This window comes from Algoriphagus sp. (assembly GCF_030694375.1).
Lineage (GTDB): Bacteria > Bacteroidota > Bacteroidia > Cytophagales > Cyclobacteriaceae > Algoriphagus.
This window is the reverse complement of sequence record NZ_JAUXYL010000041.1, coordinates 159,555-181,518: the sequence shown is the minus strand read 5'-3', so window position 1 is coordinate 181,518 and position 21,964 is coordinate 159,555. Positions and strand designations below refer to the sequence as shown.

At 43.8% G+C, this 21,964-nt stretch carries 14 protein-coding genes; 9 read left to right on the top strand and 5 right to left on the bottom strand.

Annotated features, from left to right (window positions below; genetic code table 11):
- The first annotated feature begins 23 nt into the window (after positions 1-23).
- From Q8M62_RS16690 to Q8M62_RS16660, 7 genes are all read left to right on the top strand, one after another.
- On the top strand, positions 24-3,176 hold the full coding sequence (locus tag Q8M62_RS16690) for a TonB-dependent receptor (protein WP_304899272.1): 3,153 nt from the start codon (positions 24-26) through the stop codon (positions 3,174-3,176).
- 5 nt (positions 3,177-3,181) lie between these two features.
- Positions 3,182-4,717 carry a RagB/SusD family nutrient uptake outer membrane protein gene (locus Q8M62_RS16685; RefSeq protein WP_304899271.1) on the top strand — a complete coding sequence of 512 codons (1,536 nt, stop codon included), beginning with the start codon at positions 3,182-3,184 and terminating at the stop codon, positions 4,715-4,717.
- A gap of 82 nt (positions 4,718-4,799) precedes the next feature.
- Positions 4,800-6,209 carry a sulfatase-like hydrolase/transferase gene (locus Q8M62_RS16680; RefSeq protein WP_304899270.1) on the top strand — a complete coding sequence of 470 codons (1,410 nt, stop codon included), beginning with the start codon at positions 4,800-4,802 and terminating at the stop codon, positions 6,207-6,209.
- Positions 6,210-6,237: 28 nt separating this feature from the next.
- Positions 6,238-7,896, top strand: coding sequence for a right-handed parallel beta-helix repeat-containing protein (locus tag Q8M62_RS16675; protein ID WP_304899269.1), 1,659 nt, complete (start codon positions 6,238-6,240; stop codon positions 7,894-7,896).
- Positions 7,897-8,000: 104 nt separating this feature from the next.
- A complete protein-coding gene (locus Q8M62_RS16670) occupies positions 8,001-9,131 on the top strand; it encodes a glycoside hydrolase family 43 protein (RefSeq protein WP_304899268.1) in 1,131 nt (376 codons plus the stop codon).
- A 10-nt stretch (positions 9,132-9,141) separates the two neighbouring features.
- Complete coding sequence (locus tag Q8M62_RS16665) at positions 9,142-10,530, top strand: sulfatase-like hydrolase/transferase (protein ID WP_304899267.1); 1,389 nt, start codon at positions 9,142-9,144, stop codon at positions 10,528-10,530.
- A gap of 37 nt (positions 10,531-10,567) precedes the next feature.
- Positions 10,568-12,124 (top strand): arylsulfatase, encoded by a 1,557-nt coding sequence (locus Q8M62_RS16660; RefSeq protein WP_304899266.1) that lies wholly within the window; start codon positions 10,568-10,570, stop codon positions 12,122-12,124.
- A gap of 85 nt (positions 12,125-12,209) precedes the next feature.
- Here Q8M62_RS16660 and Q8M62_RS16655 read toward each other — a convergent pair whose 3' ends face one another.
- On the bottom strand, positions 12,210-12,707 hold the full coding sequence (locus Q8M62_RS16655; RefSeq protein WP_304899265.1) for a GNAT family N-acetyltransferase: 498 nt from the start codon (positions 12,705-12,707) through the stop codon (positions 12,210-12,212).
- A gap of 297 nt (positions 12,708-13,004) precedes the next feature.
- Between Q8M62_RS16655 and Q8M62_RS16650 the strand changes: the two genes are divergently transcribed.
- Positions 13,005-14,585: a peptide chain release factor 3 gene (locus Q8M62_RS16650; RefSeq protein WP_304899264.1), complete on the top strand. Its 1,581-nt coding sequence runs from the start codon at positions 13,005-13,007 to the stop codon at positions 14,583-14,585.
- A gap of 180 nt (positions 14,586-14,765) precedes the next feature.
- A complete protein-coding gene (locus tag Q8M62_RS16645; RefSeq protein WP_304899263.1) occupies positions 14,766-15,923 on the top strand; it encodes an ATP-binding protein in 1,158 nt (385 codons plus the stop codon).
- Between the two features lie 135 nt (positions 15,924-16,058).
- Here Q8M62_RS16645 and Q8M62_RS16640 read toward each other — a convergent pair whose 3' ends face one another.
- The 4 genes from Q8M62_RS16640 to Q8M62_RS16625 form a co-directional block, all read right to left on the bottom strand.
- Positions 16,059-16,508, bottom strand: a complete 450-nt coding sequence (locus Q8M62_RS16640; RefSeq protein WP_304899262.1) for a hypothetical protein — start codon at positions 16,506-16,508, stop codon at positions 16,059-16,061.
- Positions 16,468-17,619, bottom strand: a complete 1,152-nt coding sequence (locus tag Q8M62_RS16635; protein ID WP_304899261.1) for a DUF4221 family protein — start codon at positions 17,617-17,619, stop codon at positions 16,468-16,470. The genes Q8M62_RS16640 and Q8M62_RS16635 overlap by 41 nt, the downstream gene beginning before the upstream one ends.
- A 555-nt stretch (positions 17,620-18,174) precedes the next feature.
- The gene (locus Q8M62_RS16630; RefSeq protein WP_304899260.1) at positions 18,175-19,323 is read right to left on the bottom strand and encodes a DUF4221 family protein; all 1,149 of its coding nucleotides are present in this window, start codon (positions 19,321-19,323) and stop codon (positions 18,175-18,177) included.
- A 6-nt stretch (positions 19,324-19,329) separates the two neighbouring features.
- Positions 19,330-21,726 carry a TonB-dependent receptor plug domain-containing protein gene (locus Q8M62_RS16625; protein WP_304899259.1) on the bottom strand — a complete coding sequence of 799 codons (2,397 nt, stop codon included), beginning with the start codon at positions 21,724-21,726 and terminating at the stop codon, positions 19,330-19,332.
- Positions 21,727-21,964 lie beyond the last annotated feature (238 nt).

Below are 21,964 nucleotides of genomic sequence, written 5' to 3'. Positions count from 1 at the left end.
CGCGAACCCAAAAATCGTAATTCATGAAACTCATCAAAGTAAAGGAGACTGTTCCTTTAAGAAGATTTGGCAGGTTCCTTTCTCAGAAAAAAATGCTCTTGTTAGGATTGCTTTACATCCAAACGATAGCTTTTGCCTGGGCTTGGCAAACCACCGCAAGTATATCCGGAAAAGTTATTTCTCCTGATGGGGAGGCACTTCCCGGTGTTGTTGTATTGGAAAAGGGAACATCAAATGGTCAGGTGACTGATTTGGACGGAAATTTTTCAATCCGGGTAGCTTCCCAGGAATCAATTCTTGTGTTTAGCCTGGTGGGATTTAATTCTCAGGAAATCCAAGTTGGAAACCAATCGATAATCAATCTGACACTTCGCGAGTCTGAATCACTACTCCAAGAAGTAGTGGTGGTCGGCTATGGAGAGCAGAAAAAGCTCAACCTGACGGGATCTGTGGAGACGGTGCGATTTGACGACGCAGTCAATCAGCCTGTCACCAATTCCGCACAACTGATGTACGGTAAGTTTTCCGGTGTGCAGCTTACCCAGTCCTCAGGTCTTCCCGGGGCAGATGGGTCTGCGATAGTCATTCGTGGAATTGGAACTTTTGGAGGTACCAACCCACTCGTGGTGATTGACAATATCCAATACACCGGATTGGCGGAATTCAATAACCTGGCTCCATCCGATATCGAAAGCATCTCCGTATTGAAAGATGCATCCGCATCGGCCATCTACGGTGCCAGAGGTGCAAATGGGGTCTTGGTGGTGACAACCAAAAAAGGAACCAAGGGGAAATTTTCAGTGGATTACAACAACTACTACGGGGTGCAGCGGGTCACCGTGGTACCGGAGTATTTGGATGCTGTCAATTATGCTTTGCTCAGAAATGAGCGTGATCGAAACGTTAACGGTCCGAATGCTCCCTTAAGATTTTCTGAGGCTAATATAGAAGCCATTCGCAACGGTACCGACCCTGACCAATTTGCTAATACCAATTGGGCAAAGGTAGCATTGAGAGATGCTCCGATCCAGAATCACTACCTCTCCTTTACCGGAGGATCCGATCAGGTAACTTACCGGGTGTCTTTGGGTTATCTCAATCAGGAGGCTGTTGTAAACGGTAAATTCAAATCAGACCGCTACAATCTTGGGTTAAACCTGACATTGAAGCCAAATAAATGGTTGACGGTAACTAATGTGACCAACGGTTTTTGGTCCAGATTTGTAGGCCCCAACGGTGGTGCAAATGCCATTACCGGGGAAACCGGAATTATCAATCAGTTTCAGCGCTCTTCCCCGCTTGTTCCGGTATATTATTCCAATGGTGAATTGGGGGTAGTAGATGGCGCTTACGAGAATGTAAATTTCTCCTATCCGATCAACAATGTCCTGCTGACAGGGAATTTTGGAGATTACAGCAGTGACAATATCAATTTAAGTGAGCGAATTGGCTTAAGTGCCAAGATTGCCGACGGACTGTTTTTTGAAACCAGCGGAAGTGCAATCATCAACTTTGATAACATATCCAATTTTCGTCCCACATTGACCACACGTGACTGGGCGGGTAATGTGGTACAGCAAAATGTATTGAATTCCCTTTCCAACACCTTGGATTTCAACTATCGCTTACTCAATGAAAATATCCTGAGATATTCTACCCGCATCAAGGAAAAGCATAACCTGAGCGTAATTGTGGGACATTCTGTGATCTATGACAAAGTCGATGGGTTTTCGGGGTCACTTCAGAGTTTTCCTTCGGATGCCATTCAGGAATTCAACGGAGGCGGCGTACTCAATCCATCTGTGAGTGGAGGAGCTTCGGAAGAAGCATGGCAGTCATTTTTTGCACGAGTGAATTACAACTACAAAGAGAAATATCTCTTTGAGGCCAATATCAGAAAAGACGGCTCCTCCAAATTTGGGAGAGATAACCGCTACGGAACGTTTCCTTCTGTATCAGCGGGCTGGAATATCGCAAGGGAGGAATTTCTGAGTGGTTCGCGAACCATCACAGATTTGAAGATCCGCGGAAGCTGGGGAATAAGCGGCAATGACCGAATCGGAAATTACATCTTCGAGCAGACCTACAACACCGGTCTTGACTATCATGTAGGACAGGATGTGATCCTATCGGCAGTGGCTTTGACCTCTTTGGCAAATCCCTTTATCACCTGGGAATCGATCGAGCAATTTAACATAGGATTGGATGCCTCTTTTTTCAATAACAAAGTCAACCTGACAGCAGACTATTTCAAGCGAATCAGTTCGGATATTCTTTACACCAACTTTCCTATTCCAAACTCTATCGGAGTGACCAATCTTGCCGCAGTGAATGCGGCAGGAATGGAAAATGCAGGCTTGGAGCTTTCGCTCGGTTATCGTGAAAATATCGGCAAACTGGTGATGAACTTTTCAGGAAACGTCACCCGAATGGCAGACAACCGAGTTACCAGCCTGGGTCCAAACGGTATTGAGACAATCGGTGGAAATACAATCATCCGAATCGGGGTTCCGTTCAATTCCTACTTTGGCTATCAGGCACAGGGTATCTTCCAAACCCAAGAGGAAGTGGATAGCGCACCGAGACAATTTGGGAGCAACTTGACCCGTCCTGGCGATATGAGATATGCAGATCTCTCGGGTCCTGACGGAATTCCTGACGGAGTCATCAATGCCTTCGATCGTACAGTTATCGGAAATCCCTTTCCCAGATGGATTTATGGTATGAATGCCAATTTTCAGTTCAGTGGTTTCGATCTGAATATGGTCTTCCAGGGAGTTGGAAAATTGGACAGGTTGCTGTTCAGCAATGGGCAAACTCCCATGGAAGGTGATCGGAATAATTCACTCTCTTATTGGGTTGACCGATGGACACCGGAGAACCCATCCCAGACTTTACCAAGATTGGGAGGCATAAATAATTCGGTCACCTCCACTTTCTACATCCAGGACATGTCCTATTTGAGATTGAGAAATCTAGAGTTTGGCTATACAATTCCCGTGACTGCTTCTCAGAAGGTATTGCTTCAGAAGGCCAGAGTTTTCGTGAGTGGACAAAACCTGCTGACATTCACCAAGGTGAAAAATTTCGATCCTGAAAGACAAAGAGGAACCGGTACAGATCGGACCACCCCGCTGTACAAAGTGATTTCTGCAGGTATCAACATCAAATTCTAATTCCCATGAAAAAATTTATCTATATCATCAGTTTGGTTTTTCTCGCTTCCTGTTCAGAAGACTATCTGGAGCGGGGATCATTGACCCAGTTGGCGGAAAGCAATTTCTGGATGAATGAAAAGGATGCACAATTGGGGGTCAATGGCATCTACGCCGCGCTCCAGGACAGAGTATTATATGGAGGCAATCTCAATGCAACCGCAGGTATTCCCCAGCATGACGCATTTGCAGACAACGCGTTCAACAATTTTAAATTCGAAGGGCCTGGAAATTTTATGGAAGGTCGCGCTGATCCTGCATTTTCTTTCTTCAATGCCTTTTGGACTGCGCTTTACCGGGGAATAGGCCGGGCGAACATTGCGATCGAAAAAATAGCAACCATTCCCGATGCCAATATCAGTGCAGGATCAAAAGCCGCCTTACTCGGACAGGCAAGATTTCTGAGAGCTGTGTTTTACTCTCATTTGGCCGTGTATTATGAGGATGCTCCTCTGATCGAAAAATTCCAGACTTTGGAGCAGTCCTATGTGGCAAAGAATACCTATGAGGAACTGAAGGCGCTTATCACGGCTGATTTAAAAGCGGCAGCCGAAGCATTGCCTGTAGCCTACCCTGCCAATCAGTTTGGTTATGCGACCAAAGGTGCTGCTTTGGGGATGTTGGCAAGATTTGAATTGTACAATAAAAATTACGGGGAAGTAATCAGACTGACTTCGGAAATTATGACCTTGGGCTATCAGCTTCACCCGGATTATGCCCAGTTATTCACTGAAGCGGGCGAGCAATCCAAAGAAATTGTATTTTCTGTCCGTTTTATCCAAGACCAATCCAATAACGGTGAGACATTTTCGTCCACATTCCTGGGGATTCCCCGTGTGAATATGCAACCGATGCCCAACTTGGTTGATGCTTACCTTTGCATAGATGGCCTTCCTATTACGGCATCACCTCTTTACAATCCTGCACAGCGAAAAGCAAACAGAGATCCCAGACTTGGAGCTTCGATATATTTTCAAGGAGATATATTCCTGATTCACCTCAACAGAGCATTTGCAGGAAACACAGCAACCCGCTTTGGTCAGAAAAAATACATACGGAACAATTTGTCTGCAAGTGGAATAAGTCCGGATAGTCAAGGCGGTCAAGACTTTTACGTGATCCGTTATGCGGATATACTGCTGATGAGAGCTGAAGCATTGGCGGAATCAGGTCAGCTTTCCGAAGTCTATCCTTTATTGAACCAAATCAGGACTAGGGCCAAAATGCCCACCGTGACGCAGGTAAATGGTACGTCCCTGACTCAGGCTCAACTGATAGCGCTCATCCGTAGGGAAAGAAGGGTTGAGTTGGCATTTGAGGGCTTACGTTTCTTTGACGTGAAGCGCTGGGGAGAGGTAGAAGCTGCTTATGCAAGAGCGAAGGCAGATCCAGTTGGGCCGTACAATCCGGTCTATCGCGGTCGTCAGTCAGAAGTATTTGCGATTCCCCAAAATGAAATCGATGCGAATGACCGACTGGTTCAAAATCCGGTTTGGAATTAAAAATCAAAAGTTAAACATAGGGTAGATTGGTTAATCACTCCCGTCTTTTTGAGACGGGGGTGGTTCCTTTTAATTTCCAACCATGATAAAATCCTATTGGACAGTTCTTTTTCTGATTTGGGCGGGATATTCTTTTGCGCAGCAAAGGCCCGCATCCGAAAAACCGAATGTCGTCATCATCCTGACGGACGACCAGGGTTATGCCGATGTAGGATTCAACGGAAGCAAGGATATTCCTACTCCGGGAATCGACCGCATTGCAAAAAATGGAGTTGTATTTAGAGCGGGATATGTCTCCTACGCAGTTTGCGGTCCGAGCAGGGCGGGGTTGATTACAGGGCGTTATCAAGATCGATTCGGATTTTCCCGTAATCCACTATTGGCCCCTAAAGATTCAACCATGGGACTTCCGCTTGCTGAGGAGACGATGGGTGATTTGTTGCAAAAAGCAGGGTACAAAACCGGAGTTTTGGGTAAATGGCACCTCGGTGCACATCCCAGTTTGACACCCAACAAGCGTGGCTTTGATGAATTTTATGGCTTTCTGGAAGGGGGACACCGGTATTTTCCGGAAGAGTGGAATCTGGAAGAAAGTCAGGTTCAAAGTCAATACGATGGCTACCGCACCAAACTCACCCGAAATGACGGACCCGTTGAGGAAACGGAATATCTGACTGATGCACTCTCGAGGGAAGCATTGGACTTTGTGAAGAGGAATCAATCTGAGTCTTTTTTCCTCTATCTGGCATACAATGCACCCCATGCACCCCTTCAGGCTACCGAGAAATACCTGAGTAGGTTTGACCACATCGAAGATCCCCGAAGAAAAACCTATGTGGCCATGGTCTCCGCTGTGGATGATGGGGTTGGGGCTTTGTTGGATTTGTTGAAAGAGCTGAAACTGGAGGAAAATACTTTGGTATTTTTTCTTTCAGACAATGGCGGGCCAACGAAGGACAATGCCTCCGATAACCGACCGCTGAGAGGATTCAAAAGTGATTTCTTCGAAGGAGGAGTACGGGTCCCCTTTGCGGTGCAGTGGAAAGGTCAGATTCCCGAAGGTCAGGATTTTGATCATCCGGTGATTTCACTGGACATCTTTGCTACGGCTGCGGCATTAGCCAATGCAGAGCCCAAAAACGAGCTGGATGGTGTAAATCTGATCCCCTTTTTGACTGGAGAAAATCAAAATCCACCCCATCAGGCGCTTTACTGGAGAAACTTTGACCGCGGAAGGGTAGCTATCCGGACTGCAGATTCAAAGATGATTTTGGAAAAAGAAATCGGGCAGCTCTTTGACATACAGTCAGATTTATCCGAAAGTAAAAATGTGATTTCAGTTGATCTCCTCCGTAAAAATTCCCTTTCGGCGAAGATTTATCAGTGGAAGATGCTCCTGATGGATCCTGTTTTTTTGGGTCTTTTGGAGGATAGGGAATACAGCCGATTGCATCCGGATCGATTTACGCCGGAAATCAAAAAAAATGACTGAGTGATTTTTTCAATAAACTTTAAACCTAATGAAAACTAATTTATCCTATATATTCCTCTTGGGATTGATCTCCCTTTTCCTGTGTACGGCATCGGCTTTTTCGAAGGATTATTTCTTTCATCCCCAGAAAGGCAATAACCAGAATTCAGGCCTTTCAACTGACGAGCCTTTTCAATCCCTTTCTAAAGTCAGCGACTTAAAGCTTGTTCCTGGTGACCGGATTTTGCTGGCAGAGGGACAGATTTTTCAGGGGACTTTGGAGCTAAAGGGCTTTCAAGGAAAGGAAGATCAGCCCTTGATTATTACCTCATTCAGTGAGCATGGATCCTCTTTTTCAAGTCCTGCAAAAATCGATGCCAAGGGGTTTCCAAACGGCATTCTGATTCAAAACTCCAGCTTCATCCGGGTTGAAAATCTGGAGATCACTGCTGAGGGTTACGGTGCAATGAAACCCGCAGGAGAAATGCGGGTAGGCGTTTTGATTTTGGCAACAGGCGACGGACTTGTCAAAGGAATCACGCTGGATAGGCTGAAGATTTCCCGGATTTTCTTTGAGGAAAAAGGCTTCATTCGGGGAACTGATGAAGTCCGATCAGCTAACGGGACCCAACGCTACGGCTGGGGAATCCGGCTGATCAACCAATCGGAGTCCGCGTTGATCGAAGAGGTGAAAATCCTGAATTCTGACATTGCGGATGTCAGTCATACCGGGATCAAATTGACCGGGAATTCAGCACAAAATATCAGAAGAGTTACGATTTCAGGCAATAAGTTGACCCACACAGGCGGCCCGGGAATTCAGATGTCGGGAGTGAAATTTGTCCATGTCATTACCAATGAAGTGAGCTATTCTGGTAGCACGAACGACTTCAGAAAATGGGGTAGAGGTAGTGGGCTTTGGACCTGGAGTGCTTCCAATGTGCTGATCGAAAAAAATAAATTCATGTATGCCAATGGTCCGGGCGATTCTGCCGGGGCTCATATCGATTACAACTGTGACAACATCGTCCTGCAATACAACTTCAGTGCGCACAATGCAGGAGGATTTATCGAAGTACTGGGAAACAATTTCAACTGCGCTTACCGATATAATATCAGCGTCAACGACGGTCACCGGGTGAAGGGCGAAAACGGTGCTTTTCAGGAAGGAAAAACTTTTTGGCTGAGTGGGTATCAGGGGGAGAAAAAGGCAAGAAAGGGGCCTGTCAATTCCTATTTCTACAACAATACGATCTATGTCGGTTCGGATATTGTCCCGAAAATCGCCATTGATAACCGATCCGAAGGCATCTTGATTGCCAACAATATTTTCCATTTGGAAGGTCCTGCGCAAATGGTTCCGGGTGATCAGTACAAGCCTGATGATGGGGAGACGGGAAATCTGGAGCGGGTATTTTTTAAAAACAATATTTTCCTGCAGGCAGGAAGCTGGCCACAGGATGCTTTGATTCAGGATTCAAATCCGATTATCGGCAAAGTCAGCTTCAGTAAGCCAGGAGGATTGAATGCAGAGGATTACATCCCTCAAAGAGGCCAATATGTAGAACCCGGGATTACCATCCCCTTTTTGGAAGGAGATGATTTCGGCTTGATTCAGGGAGTGGATTTGGAGCGGGATTTCTTAGGCAATCCTATTGATGGAAAGCCGGGGATCGGAGCGATTAAGTTTGTCGAAGGTGAAAATTGAGTTGAATATGAAATGCCCATGATAAAAGTTTCTCGCACAGGGGGATGCCCCGAGCTATCGGGGCAGGGCATTCCATGTGACCGAAAAAATCAAATTATAAACACATGAAATTGAAAATATTAATTATAGCCATTCTCATTACCGGATTTATATCCAAGGATGTCTCCTATGATCGGTTTCATCCCGGAAAGGAGTGGAAAGATGACCGGGGAGAACATATCAATGCACATGGCGGAGGGTTTTTGACAGTTGATGATACTTATTATTGGTTTGGGGAGCATAAGATTGGGGGCAAAGAAGGAAACAAAGCTCAGGTTGGAGTGGGGGTTTATTCCTCAAAGGACCTTTACAATTGGAAAAATGAAGGGATAGCACTAAGCGTACATGAAAATCCCGATTCACCTCTTGTCAAAGGATGCGTGATTGAGCGTCCAAAAGTGATTTACAATGAGAAGACAGGTAAATTTGTGATGTGGTTTCATCATGAACTCAAAGGTAAAGGCTATGAATCGGCACTCACTGGTTTGGCAGTAAGCGATCAGGTGACTGGTCCTTATACGTATGTAAAAAGTGTCAATCCCAATCCCGGAATTTGGCCGGCAAATTATCCGGATAGTATGAAAACCAAGCCTGTTAATTTGGAAGAGTTAAAAGCTTGGTCTCCTGAATGGAAAGAAGCGGTTGTGGATGGGATATTTTTACGAAGGGATTTTGAGCGCGGGCAGATGGCAAGAGATATGACATTATTTGTAGATGATGATGGGAAGGCTTATCATTTTTATTCATCAGAAAATAATCAGACTCTTCATGTAGCCGAGCTCAGCGAGGATTACCTGAGTCATACCGGAAATTATACCCGTGTACTGGCAGGACAGCAAAATGAAGCTCCGGCAGTTTTCAAAAAGGATGGAAAATATTACATGTTTTCCTCTGGATTGACAGGTTGGAAGCCAAATCCAGGTAAATCCGCTGTTGCCGATCATCCCCTGGGTCCCTGGACAGCCTTGGGCAATCCGTGCAGGGGAACAGAGGAGGAAAATATGACCACATTTTGGTCCCAAAGCACCTATGTGATTCCGGTGATTGGGAAAAAAGAGGCCTTCATCTACGTGGGGGATCGATGGACCCCTGAAAACCCGATCGACGGAAAATATATCTTCCTTCCGGTGGAATTTGAAGGGTCAATGCCTATACTTCGCTGGTATGATCAGTGGGATATTTCCCGCTTGGAGTAAAATTGGAATTATGAATAAACTTATCATCGTTTGTTTGCTGGTGTTTGGTCTGGGCGAGAAGTTGATTGCCCAAAATCAAAAACCCAATATTGTACTCATTTTAGCGGATGATCTGGGCTATGCAGACTTGAGTATCCATGGGAGTAAGCAGATTCAGACACCTTTTATTGACAGGATCGCCCGGGAGGGAGTCCATTTTTCCCAGGGGTATGTTTCCGCACCGGTCTGCAGTCCTTCCAGAGCGGGCCTGTTGACTGGCAAAAATCAGGTTTCTTTTGGCTATGATAATAACCTCTCTGAAAAGCAACGTGGCTTTGATCCTGAATTTGCAGGCTTGCCAGTAGAAGAAAAGACCATTGCAGACCGATTGAAAGCAGCTGGGTATGTAAGCGGATTAATTGGGAAATGGCATTTGGGTTCTCAGGACCAGTTTCATCCCCTCAATCGTGGCTTTGACGAATTTTGGGGCTACCTGGGTGGAGGCCACAACTATTTCAGATCAGATCCGAACGGGGTAGGATATTTATCGCCCTTGAGCAGCAATATCAAAACCCTGCAGACGATCAGTTACCTTACCGATGATAAGGGCGACGAATGTGTGGATTTTATCAAGCGGCATAAGGGGAACCCTTTTTTCCTTTATGCCTCATTCAATGCCCCGCATGCGCCTCTGCAGGCTTTGGAAGATGATCTTGACTTATTTTCTCATATAGGGGACCTTGAGCGGAGAACATACCTAGCCATGGTGTACCGACTGGATCTGAATGTGGGGAAAATTTTGCAAGCTCTTGAATCGGAAGGCTTGGAGGAAAATACCCTGGTGATTTTTTTAAGTGATAATGGTGGTCCTGTCGATAGCAATGCCTCGATCAATGCGCCTTTTAATGGTCAGAAAGGAATATTGTTGGAGGGCGGATTACGGGTGCCTTTTTTTATAAAATGGCCAAAACAAATCCCGGCAGGCGTTCGGTTTGATCGGGCAATTTCTTCCCTGGACCTGATGCCTACATTTCTGGCAGCTGCCGGAGTTGATTTTGATGAGTCAGCTGGGTTGGAGGGGAGAAACCTACTTCCCTATATTTTGGGGCAGGAATTGACACCTCCACATCCGAGTCTGAAGTGGAGATTTACCATCAGCGCAGGAATTCTTGAGGCGCAATGGAAACTGATTCGCCTTCCCGACCGATTGCCTTTGCTTTTTGATTTATCAAATGATAGTTCAGAGCAAAACAATCTTGCGCTAAAGTATCCTGAGATTACCATAGATCTACTCAAAAAACTTGGTGATTGGGATCTGAGTTTGCCCCATCCTTTATTTTTGGAGGGAGCATCCTGGAAGGTCCAACAGCGAGACTTGTACGATCAAAACTATCAACTGTCTCAACCTGAAAACAAATAGAAATCTTATATCATAAAACCAGCAAAACCCAAAGTCCATGGAAAAAGTAAAATCCTTTCTTCTACTCTGTATCCTGTCATTTTGCCTCTTTTTAAGCTGTCAAGCGCCCAAGACAAATGAGGAGGTTACCGCTGACAAACCCAACATCGTTTTCATTTATCTTGATGATCTGGGCTATGGAGATGTCAGTGCCTATCAGTCCGGGACGATCCAAACTCCCAATATGGACCGCTTGGTCAACGGAGGTATAAAATTCACCAATGGCTATGCTTCCTCGGCTACCTGTACCCCAAGCCGATACGCCCTTCTGACCGGAACGTATCCCTGGAGAAATCAAAACGCCAAAATCCTTCCCGGTACAGCCCCATTGATCATTGATACTGCGCAGATGACCATTCCAAAAATGCTGAGAAGCCAAGGTTATGAAACCGCTGTGATTGGTAAGTGGCATTTGGGTTTGGGAACTGGCGTGGTGGATTGGAATCAGGAGATTTCCCCAAATCCAAATCATGTAGGCTTTGATCATTCGCATATCTTGGCGGCCACGCAAGACCGTGTGCCAACTGTTTATATCGAAAACGGACGAGTGGTTAATCTCGATCCAAATGATCCCATTTTGGTAGATTATGATAAAAACTTTGACGGTGAACCCTCAGCGATCACCAATCCGGACTTGCTCACCATGAAGTGGCATCATGGACACAACAACAGCATCGTCAATGGAATTCCTCGAATAGGATTCATGAAAGGTGGTCAGAGTGCCAAGTGGAGTGATGTGGATATGGCGGATCATTTCTTGGAAAAAGGCAAGGCTTACATCAAAGAAAAATCACAGTCAGCCGAGCCGTTTTTCCTTTTCTTTCCCATGCAGCAGCCACATGTGCCGCGTACGCCACATCCGAGATTTGAGGGGAAATCGGGGATGGGTCCTAGGGGAGATGTGATTTTGGAGGCAGATTGGGTGATCGGTGAACTATATAAAACGCTCGAAGAGGAAGGGTTGTTGGAAAACACACTGATCGTCTTTTCAAGTGATAATGGACCTGTGCTAAACGACGGGTATTACGATGATGCAGTAGAAAAATTGGGCAATCATACGCCCGCTGGACCATTTAAAGGCGGGAAGTATTCCCTTTTTGAGGCAGGGACACGGGTTCCTTTTGTGACCTATTGGAAAGGCAAGATCCAGCCCGGCGTATCGGATGCTTTGGTCACTCAGATAGATTTGTTAGCTTCTTTGGCGGCCTTGGTCGGAAGTTCGGCGAGTGGTCCTGACAGTGAGAATCTATTGGAAGCCTTTTTAGGGAAAAGCCAGCAAGGAAGAGAATCATTCGTATTGGAAGCTACCACCAGAACAGCACTGCGATCGGGAGATTGGGCGATGATTCCTCCTTATCCGGGTCCGGCAGTACAAAATCAAGTCAATATTGAATTGGGAAATTCAACGGATTATCAGCTGTTTAATCTGAAAGATGACCCCAGTCAACAAACAAACTTGGCTACTTCCAATCCTGAAAAACTCGAGGAAATGAAGAAAAAATATCTGGAGATCAGGGGAGACAACAGTAAGATCGAGCAGGTCGAACTAAAATAAAAAACGGGTTAAAGCTCACAGATGGCACAGATGTACACAGTTATAGAAAAATCTGTGTACATCTCAGGTATCTGTGAGAAAATCATCAAAGGCTCAGCTCCATCACCACATCGTCCATGATGTAGCCATTTCCAATATCGATGACTTCTTTGTAAATCTCTTGAAACCCTATCCGATTGTAAAACTCGATCGCCTTCTGATTGTACCTGTTGACATTCAGAAGTAGACTTTTTTGACTTGCTTTTCTGGCCCGATCGGCTACTTCCAGGATTAATGCTTTTCCGGCACCTTTTCCCTGTGCCTCCGGCAAGAGGTAGATTTTATGAAGCTTGGCATTGGGTCCTTCTGAATAGTTCAATTCAAAACCCGCAAAACCAAATTCGGTCCCTTCTTCCTCAGCCAGCAAAAATGTGTGTCCTTTCTCCAGCTGAGATTCCAGCATTTCGAGCGAATACATCCAATTCAACATGTACTCGATTTGCTCCGAACTCAAAATATTGGCAAAAGTAGTAGGCCAGGTGCGTTGGGCGATGGATTGAACTTTGGAGAGTTCATCGGCTGGTAATTTTCTGATCGAGATCATTATGGGTTTTGAAGTTTTGATTTATCGACACGAATCGGGGACCTTTTTAAGCTGAGATTTGAAGACTTGCCAAATTACATTTGCGAATTTAACTTGAATAGTTAAACTGTTAATCTCAATGCCTAAATGCATGAGATTTTTTGATAGGTAATATTATCCGCCATCTTCCTTGCTCATTTTTTCTTACTGGCAGACTTGCGGATGATCCTAGTACCGAATGCTTAAAGATGGGAATTGTTCTAATTCAAAATTAATAATTCCATTTTCCCTACCTTTGCCCCCTGAAATTCAATACCCATGACGCTGAAAGAAGAGATCCAAAAGAGAAGAACTTTTGCCATTATTGCCCACCCCGATGCCGGAAAAACCACATTGACAGAAAAATTACTCCTTTTTGGTGGTGCGATTCAGACTGCAGGAGCGGTCAAATCCAACAAAATCGACACAGCAACCAAGTCCGACTGGATGGAAATCGAAAAGCAACGGGGGATCTCTGTAGCGACTTCCGTAATGGGTTTTGAGTACAAGGACATCAAAATCAATTTGCTAGATACGCCTGGTCACCAGGATTTTGCGGAGGATACCTATCGGACGTTGACGGCTGTAGATTCGGTCATCATGGTCATCGACTGTGTGAAGGGGGTCGAAATCCAGACTGAAAAATTGATGGAAGTCTGCCGAATGCGGAACACGCCTGTAATCTGCTTTATCAACAAGCTCGACCGGGAAGGCCGGGATCCTTATGATTTGCTGGACGAGGTCGAAACTAAGCTGGGAATCAGCGTAAGACCGCTTTCCTGGCCTATCGGTATGGGCAAAGGATTCAAAGGAGTCTATAATCTCTACGATCAGCAGCTCAATCTTTTTACTCCATCCCAGCGAAAGCTTAGCGATGATCGGCAGGTGTTTGAAAATCTGAAAGATCCGCAACTGGATGGACTGATCGGGCCCGGGAATGCCAAACAACTGCGTGAGGATGTGGATTTGATCGAAGGGGTTTACCCGGATTTTGATGTGAATGAATACCTGGAAGGAAAAATCGCTCCGGTATTTTTTGGATCGGCGGTGAATAACTTCGGGGTAAACGAAATGCTCGATACGTTTATCAAAATCGCCCCTGCTCCTAAAAGCCGCGAAACGGATGTGCGTGAAGTAAAGCCCGAAGAATCCAAGTTTTCAGGATTCATCTTCAAGATCCACGCAAATATGGACCCAAACCACCGGAACAGAATTGCCTTTTTGCGGATCTGCTCAGGGAAGTTTGAGCGAAATAAACCTTACAATCATGTCCATGGCGCTAAACCCCTGCGATTTTCCAATGTCACGCAGTTTATGGCGCAGGACAAAGAAATCATCGACGAAGCTTTCCCCGGAGATATTGTCGGGCTATATGATACCGGTAATCTAAAAATCGGAGACACGCTCACCGATGGAGAAAACATGGTGTTTACCGGGATTCCGAGCTTTTCACCGGAGATTTTTAGAGAGGTGGTGAACAAAGACGCCATGAAAACCAAGCAACTGGAAAAAGGCCTTAAGCAGCTAATGGAAGAAGGTGTCGCGCAGCTTTTTACTTTCGATATTGGTTCCAGAAAAGTAGTCGGAACGGTGGGTCAACTTCAGTTTGAAGTAATTCAATTCCGTCTCAAGAATGAATACAACGCCACGGCGGAGTTTCATCCCATGAACCTTTACAAAGCCTGCTGGATCAGCAGCAAGGACAAAAAGCAATTGGATGAGTTTGTGCGCTCAAAGAACCGCTACATCGCTAGGGACAAAGATGACAAGCTGGTCTTTATGGCCGAGTCAAAATCCTGGCTGCAAATGGTGCAAGACAATTATCCGGATATTGAGTTTCACTTTACTTCGGAGTTTTAGGGTCATCAACCCTCCAAGGGTTCGGAACCCTTGGAGGGTTTTTATTAATTGTCCTGCTTCTCCTCCGATTGCTATCGGAGCCGGACTTTTTCTTGCCAAAAAGCTTTTTCGGTACTTGAGTTGATTGAAAAAACTGGAAAAATATGGAATCCAATTCCATATTTTTCCATATTTTTGATTATGATTTCAAGGAGGGCAACCGAAAAGCTTCAAGAATTGGCAAGCTATTTTAAAGTAGTAGCTGTAGTTGGTCCACGTCAATCTGGCAAAACCACGCTCGTTCGGTCCATTTTTCCCCATAAACCCTATGTATCCTTAGAAGATCCTGATCAAAGGAGGTTTGCGCTTGAGGACGCAAGAGGATTTTTAAGTGAATTCCCGGAAGGGGCTATTTTGGATGAGGTACAGCGCACGCCCGACCTGTTTTCTTACTTGCAAGGGGTGGTAGATTCAAGTCCTCAGCCAGGACAATTTATCCTTACAGGTTCAAACAATTTCCTCTTGCAGCAGTCCATCACTCAGAGTCTGGCAGGAAGAGTAGGGTATTTGCAACTGCTTCCTTTTTCTTTGACAGAACTTTACCCAGAAAAAGCTGGCATTCCTTCGGAAGATGAATTAATGATTAAGGGGGGGTATCCACCGCTCTTTGAGCCTGGTATTCCTATGGATTTATGGTTTCCAAATTACCTGCGGACTTATATTGAGCGGGATGTAAGGCAGATCAAGAATATAACTGATTTAATTGTTTTTGAGCGATTTATTCGCCTTTTGGCCGGAAGGGTAGGCCAAGAATTGAATATGACTTCGCTCGGAAACGAAGTCGGGGTAGATACCAAGACGATTCAATCTTGGATCGGTATTTTGGAAAGTAGTTTTTTGATTTACCTATTAAGACCCCATTTTCAAAACTTCAATAAGATTATCGTCAAACGTCCAAAAATCTATTTCTTAGATACAGGGTTGGTTTGTTTTCTTTTGGGAATCAGTACTGTTGCACAGATGGATTTTCATCCTTTGCGGGGGGCACTGTTTGAAAATTTGGTGGTATCGGAATTGATCAAAGAAAGGACGAATCAAGCAAAAGAGATCAATCTGTTTTTCTGGAGAGATAAGACCGGACATGAAATTGATGTGCTGATCGATGAGGGATTAGACTTATTTCCCATGGAAATTAAATCTGGGAAAACCATCAACTCCGATTATTTCAAAAACCTGAGATTCTGGATGAATTTGAGTCAGAAAAAAATGGGAACGCTGCTGTACGCAGGTACTCAACCCCAATCCCGAAGTGAAGGAATTACTATCATGAACTGGAAGGAATATTTTTTTAGAAGATAGATCCTCGGTTCCTTAACGCTGATTCTAAATTCGAATTACATTTGGTTCAGGACAATTATCCCGATATCGAGTTTCGCTTTACTTCGGAGATTTAGGGTCATCAGCCCTTCAAGTGATCAAGACCCTTGGAGGGTTTTACTTGTAGGAGGCAATGGAATGAAAAACTTTCTCGTAGTTAAGAATATCAAATTTTTCCACGCTGCCATCCTTGAATAGTAAAATTTGATCTTGAAGTTCCAGAACCCCTTTTTCGATTAAAACCTTATATTCGTCGAGATACAAAGGAAGGGGGGAGTCTTGAATCAATGGAATCATTCGTAGATTTTTCGAGCTTTTGGCAAGGATTACGATTGCTGCGTCGGCATTTGAAGTGAGTGACGCCAAGTCATCATACAAGCTTTCCAAGCAGGTCTTACATCCTTCAGGATGGATAACCAGTATCCAGTCCTTTGGCTCTTCAATACCCAAAATTTCGGCTACCTCACTTTTGCCTTTTGGCTTGCAGGCAATCAGCCCGAGCAGAATTAAATAAAGGACAACCGGACTATTCCTCATACTCCAATCCCTCAAAGCGGATAATATCATACCTCAGGTAATTCTCATCAAAATCTTCCCGGTTAGGATTATTGGTAGAGACGTAGAGTCCTTTTTTGCCTACAAAGTAGTTCCAAGGTTCGATTTGAAAATTCTCAAATAAATGTTCTCCAATGACTTCTAGTTGTTGGTTTAAGACCATTATTCCCATTTTGGGACGATTTCCGAAAAGATCCCTTACAGAGTAGGTTTCGAACTCCTCTAATTCAAATCCGCGGAAGAAAAATCTGTAAAAAACATTTCGATAGGTATCAGATATGAGTAGTTCATACCGATCAGTATTAAGGGCCCTAATCATACCGCCATCACCATATGGCAATTGATCTAATACAGCGAACTGATTTACAAAGTTTGATTTGACTTCCTCGTATCCGAGTAATTTTTCGGATCTTTTTGAAATAATCCAAAGTCGGTGATCGCTTACCGGAGAGACAATGATTGAGTCTCCAAAATCTGCCCAAGTCAATTCCATACTTTTTCTGCCTTTTTCCCAAGTACCAGCAGGGTGGTAAATTGGAAGCCATTCCACTTTTTCCTGAATATTTTCTAACTGTACTTTATAGATATGTTTTGAAGATTTAATATCGCTTTCAGAAGTCTCATAAATATTTTTGAAAAATGGTTGAGCACCAAAAATGACTCGATTTCCGAAAAGAAATGGAAGGCGGTTATCAGAGGTTAGAAAATTGACTCCATTATCAGGGTCGCGGACTGGAATTGTCCTTTTGAGATTACCTTTGAAATCAATTATCTTAATTGCTGGAGGTATTGTTGCGATAAAGATACAATCGGGATTAATGATGCGAAATCCTACTTCACTACCTATTTTGTTTGGACCGTCTAGTGGTAAATAAATTTGATGTTCCGAAGCGAGTGTATTAAAGCTAAATAGCTCAATTTTTCGTTGGGCTTTATTTACCATAGCAAGGTATTCTCCAGAATCTGATTCTATGTATTGGCTTTTATGCGAAGATGGAGCGAATGACTCAGGTAATTGTATTTCAAATTGATTATAAGTGTAGGCCTTAAAAGAATTTTTTTCCTGTGATAAATTACAACCTCCTAAAACAATTGAAATGAAGACAACAATGAGATATTTCATTAACAGAATTTTGATTTTGTAAAACCAGGAAATTTTCTTAATTTTTAGGTTAGTTTTTCCAGGCTCTTAGTAGATTTTAAATAGTTGAGTTAAGGTAATCCTCTTCTAAATTTAAAAAGAGGATTACCAACTAGAATTGAATTCAATCCTAATTATCTTCTTCTTTTTCCTCACAAATACACATATTGTGCTCTATGGGATCAAAGCAGTCGTTTCCGTTCCAGGAACATTGGGCAATTGGACCTCCTTGTGCCTCAGCCTCACTTGCCCCGAAATACGAGACGCCTAAGGCGGTCATCCCAAAAATGGATGCTCCTAAAACAAATAACTTTAACTTTTTAATCTTGATAACGAATTTATTGGTTAAAAATCCCTTTGCGTGGGCGGATTTCGGTTTCCCTGATCACTTGGCCAATAAGATCACCAGCAATATAGGAGTCGCAAAAAAAAAAACAAACTAATTGTTAAAAATATTTTAATAAAATGTTTAAGTGGCTAAATATTCGTTTTGTAATGTATTTAAGTTGGGTTTAACTAGTAGTTGCAAATCTTTGCTTAATCCTCATACTCCAATCCCTCAAATCGGATAATATCATACCTCAGGTAATTCTCATCAAAATCTTCCCGGTTAGGATTATTGGTAGAGACGTAGAGACCTTTGCGACCTACGAAGTAGTTCCAGGGTTCGATTTGATGGGTTTCAAAAAGATGGTTTCCAATAATTTTCAGATTGGCGTCCAAAACCACTAATCCTATTTTGGGTCGATTTGAATACAATTCCCGATAATGAACTTCAAAGTCGTTGACATCTATACCTACAAAATAGAATCGGTAAAATACGGCTCGAAATTCATCATAAAGAAGAAGTTCGTATCGGTCGGATTCTAGTTCTTCTATGATTCCCTGATCTCCGGAGGGTAATCCCTTGATTATGTGAAATTGATTCACCTCTGGTGCCTTTGCTTCTACCAGTTCTAGTAATTCTTTCCTTTTCTTGGAAATAACCCAAATTCGGTGATCGTTGTAGGGAGACACCAAAATACTGTCTCCCCGATCTGTCCAGGTAAATTTTGATACTTTTTTTCCTTCCTTCCAAGTGTCCTCGGGATTGGAGATGGGCAGCCATTCGGCCTCTGGATTGATAGATTCCATGTCCAGTTGATAAATATGACTGTATTTGCCCAGATCAGAAGCAGTCATGTCAAAGAAATTCCTAAAAAATGGTTGTGCTCCAAACACCTTTTTTCCATCAAATAAAAAGGGAATTTCGCTGTTGGAAGAAATGTAATTCACATCGTTTTGGGTGTCTTTAATCGAGAATTCACTTGTTTTTATCCCTTCAAAATTGAAGAGCATCAGTTTTTGAGGATAAGAGGCAACCAATAGCGAGTCATTTGAAAATATCCGAAAGCCGTTGACTGAACCCGAACCATTAGGGCATTCTCTTTGAAGTTTTATTTTCTTATTATGAGCCCCAGTTTTCAGATTGAAGAATTCAATTCCATGTACTGATTTGTTCTGAAGTGCTAAAAATTCTCCCGAATCAGAATTGATGTATTGATAAGTTGTCCGATTTGGGTTGACTGTGGAACCCAAAGAGATTTTGATTGTTTCGATTACTTGAAGTGAAAGACTCACATCTTCTGTTTTGGAATTACAAGAAAGGACTGAAGCAACAACAAGTAACTTGAATAGATTTTTCATACAAATTTATCTCTCGATTTTTCCTCCAATTTGAAATCTCAAAACTCCCACCTCGCCTTTCCAGCTGATCCCTTCGAGTTCACCCCGGAGGACGGATTCAAGGTCATGATTATAAAATAGAACTGTGGCTCTTCCCGTGGAATCAGTTTGGACGTCCGGTGCCCAAAAGAGTGTCACTCGCTGATCGGGTCTAGGCTGTGGAGGTTCCTTAGCTTCATACTTTGGAGAATAGAATTCCTTTTCAATCTGATATCCGCTTGGCACGGGTGGGTGATCCGATTGATTTGGGGTGCTGGACTGCGCTTTGCCTCTTTTGGTGTAGAAACCCAATACACCATTCGCTCCCCGAGAACCAAAAATCGCGGCATCCGGCCCTTTCCATACCGATACACTTTCAATTTCCAAAACAGGAATTGAACTTAAGCCTTCGATCGGAACCGGAATGTCATCCACCATGATCAGGGGCTCAACACTACTGTTGATGGAGCTTACGCCCTGGATCAAAATGCTCCAGATATCACCACTGCCCCAAACTTGCACTCCTGCGACTCTTCCTTTGACCAAGTCCAACGGATGCTGAAGGTTTTCTAAGGCAGGATTGTCTGCCACAGTGATTTTTGCCGATCCACCTCCATAGATTCTTGGACCGGTGTATTGATCTATGATTTTTGTCCCGGTAACTTCCACTACCTCTAGGGCAATAAGGTCTTCGTCAAAATCAAATGCTCTGCTTATATTTTTTCGCTCCATGCTTTTGATTAGAAATTCCCTTTCGAGTACAGTTGGAGTGGAAAAGAAGGGTAATATCGGATACCTAAGTGTGGGAGTCCTACGAGTGTGATCAGCAGAAACAGTAGCAGTGGATTTTCCATTTTTCAATTTCCCCTGAATCATGACCTCAGCAGAATCAAAATAGATGAGGTCTTCGAATTCAAACTTACCCTCCGCATCGCTAGAGGTGGTCCTGGATTCAGAAACAGGAAAAAGCGAAAGAAACGAGGCGGTACTGCTGGCAATGGGTTTGTTGGTTTTTGGATCTGTGAGTTGCCCGCTGATCGTAAGTCCTTTTTCGATTCGGTAAGCGGGTTTTGGGAGTTCTCCGCTCAGTGCCTTTTTGAGTGAAAATTTTCGCCAACCTTGAGTGAGCAGGAGGTAATCGAGTGCAACTTCCCGATCCGGATTTTCAGGATTGAAATAGTACCCCGGCTTTTCAATTTGTCCTTGCAGTTCGGATGAAAGCAATAGGTTGGATTGGATGGTTTCGTGGTCCTCATCAAAAGGCACTTGGCTCTTATCAAAAACACTCAGGGAGAAGTTGGCTACCACTGGCTGTCCAGTCTTGTCTTTTGCGGTGATGTCAATTCGTACCGGTTCTCTGGGGGCATAGTTGGATTTGTCAGGGACAGCAGAAAGTGAGAGCTGATCCTGATGGTCGATGAAGACCAAGCGCTCTGCCAAAGGAATTCCGTTTTCATCCAAAGCGGTGATTTGAGCGATTCCTGTCGGAAATGCTTTCTTAGGAATTCGTACAAATACCACTCGATTTGCCAAGTCGGCCCGACTCGATGCACAGACCAAACCGCGAGTCTGTGCCAAAAGACTGATTTTGGAGATTTGAGAGTTCTCCGAAGATTGGATTTTCACCACAATATCTTCAGACTTGCCGGAGTTGTTCACTGACATGACTAGGCCTGATTCCAGGGCAGCGGGCAGGTCCAAATCCATTTTGTAGCCTTCTAGGTGGACCTGATAGGTTTTTCCTTTTTCAGGTAAAAGTGGAAAAACTCCCATTCCAAGTGAATTGCTTTCAAACTCAGTGATGACGGCATCTCCTTCCAGAATTTTTCCCTTTACAGCTTTTCCAAGTCCATTTTCGCCAATGGCTTTGAAAGCCACTTTACTGAGAATCCCCTGGACCAAATTTCCCCCTTCGGGAAAAAATTGAATGTCCACTTTTCCAGTAGCAAGCTCAGTTTCTGGAGTCGTAAAAGGCTCGGGGATGACTTGACTGTTCCAAATTTTTAAGGGTCGGTGAAAAAAATATTCCTCACCTGAATTTCGCATCCAATTGGTGTAGGCTCGCAGTAGATAATTACCTGAGGGGAGTGAATCTGAAAGCTCAAGTTGACCGGAGGCAAAACCATCAGGTGTGAAAAGCTTTTGTTGCTGGATTAGTTCTCCCTCCGAGCCGATCAACTCCACATAGACAGTGCTACTCAGCGAGGAGGGGATGTGGAAAGGTCCGGCTGTGAGGTAGGCTTTCAGCCAAATGGTTTCACCTGCGGCATAGGTTTGTCTGTCGGTGTGTAAATAAACCTTTTCCTGAGGTTGCTCAGAAATGTAGCGCTGAAACCCTGCAATGATCTCTTCCAAAGGATCTTTAGCGCTTGAAAATGAAATCAATAGGCAAGAAGTTGCCAGAAAGAGTACTTTAAAAAATGGCTTTATCCCTTTTAGCCAACCTAATTTTCTTATTCCTTTTCTCAACTTAATCCAATCTTAATTCTGAACTCCAATAAATAATTTTCTGTAAGATGGTAGGAATTCAGTGTTTCTACAAATAATACGTAAATAAACGTATTTCAACTTTTCAAACTATCCAATTCAACTGCTTTAAAAAAAGTGCTTCCCATCTTTTCAA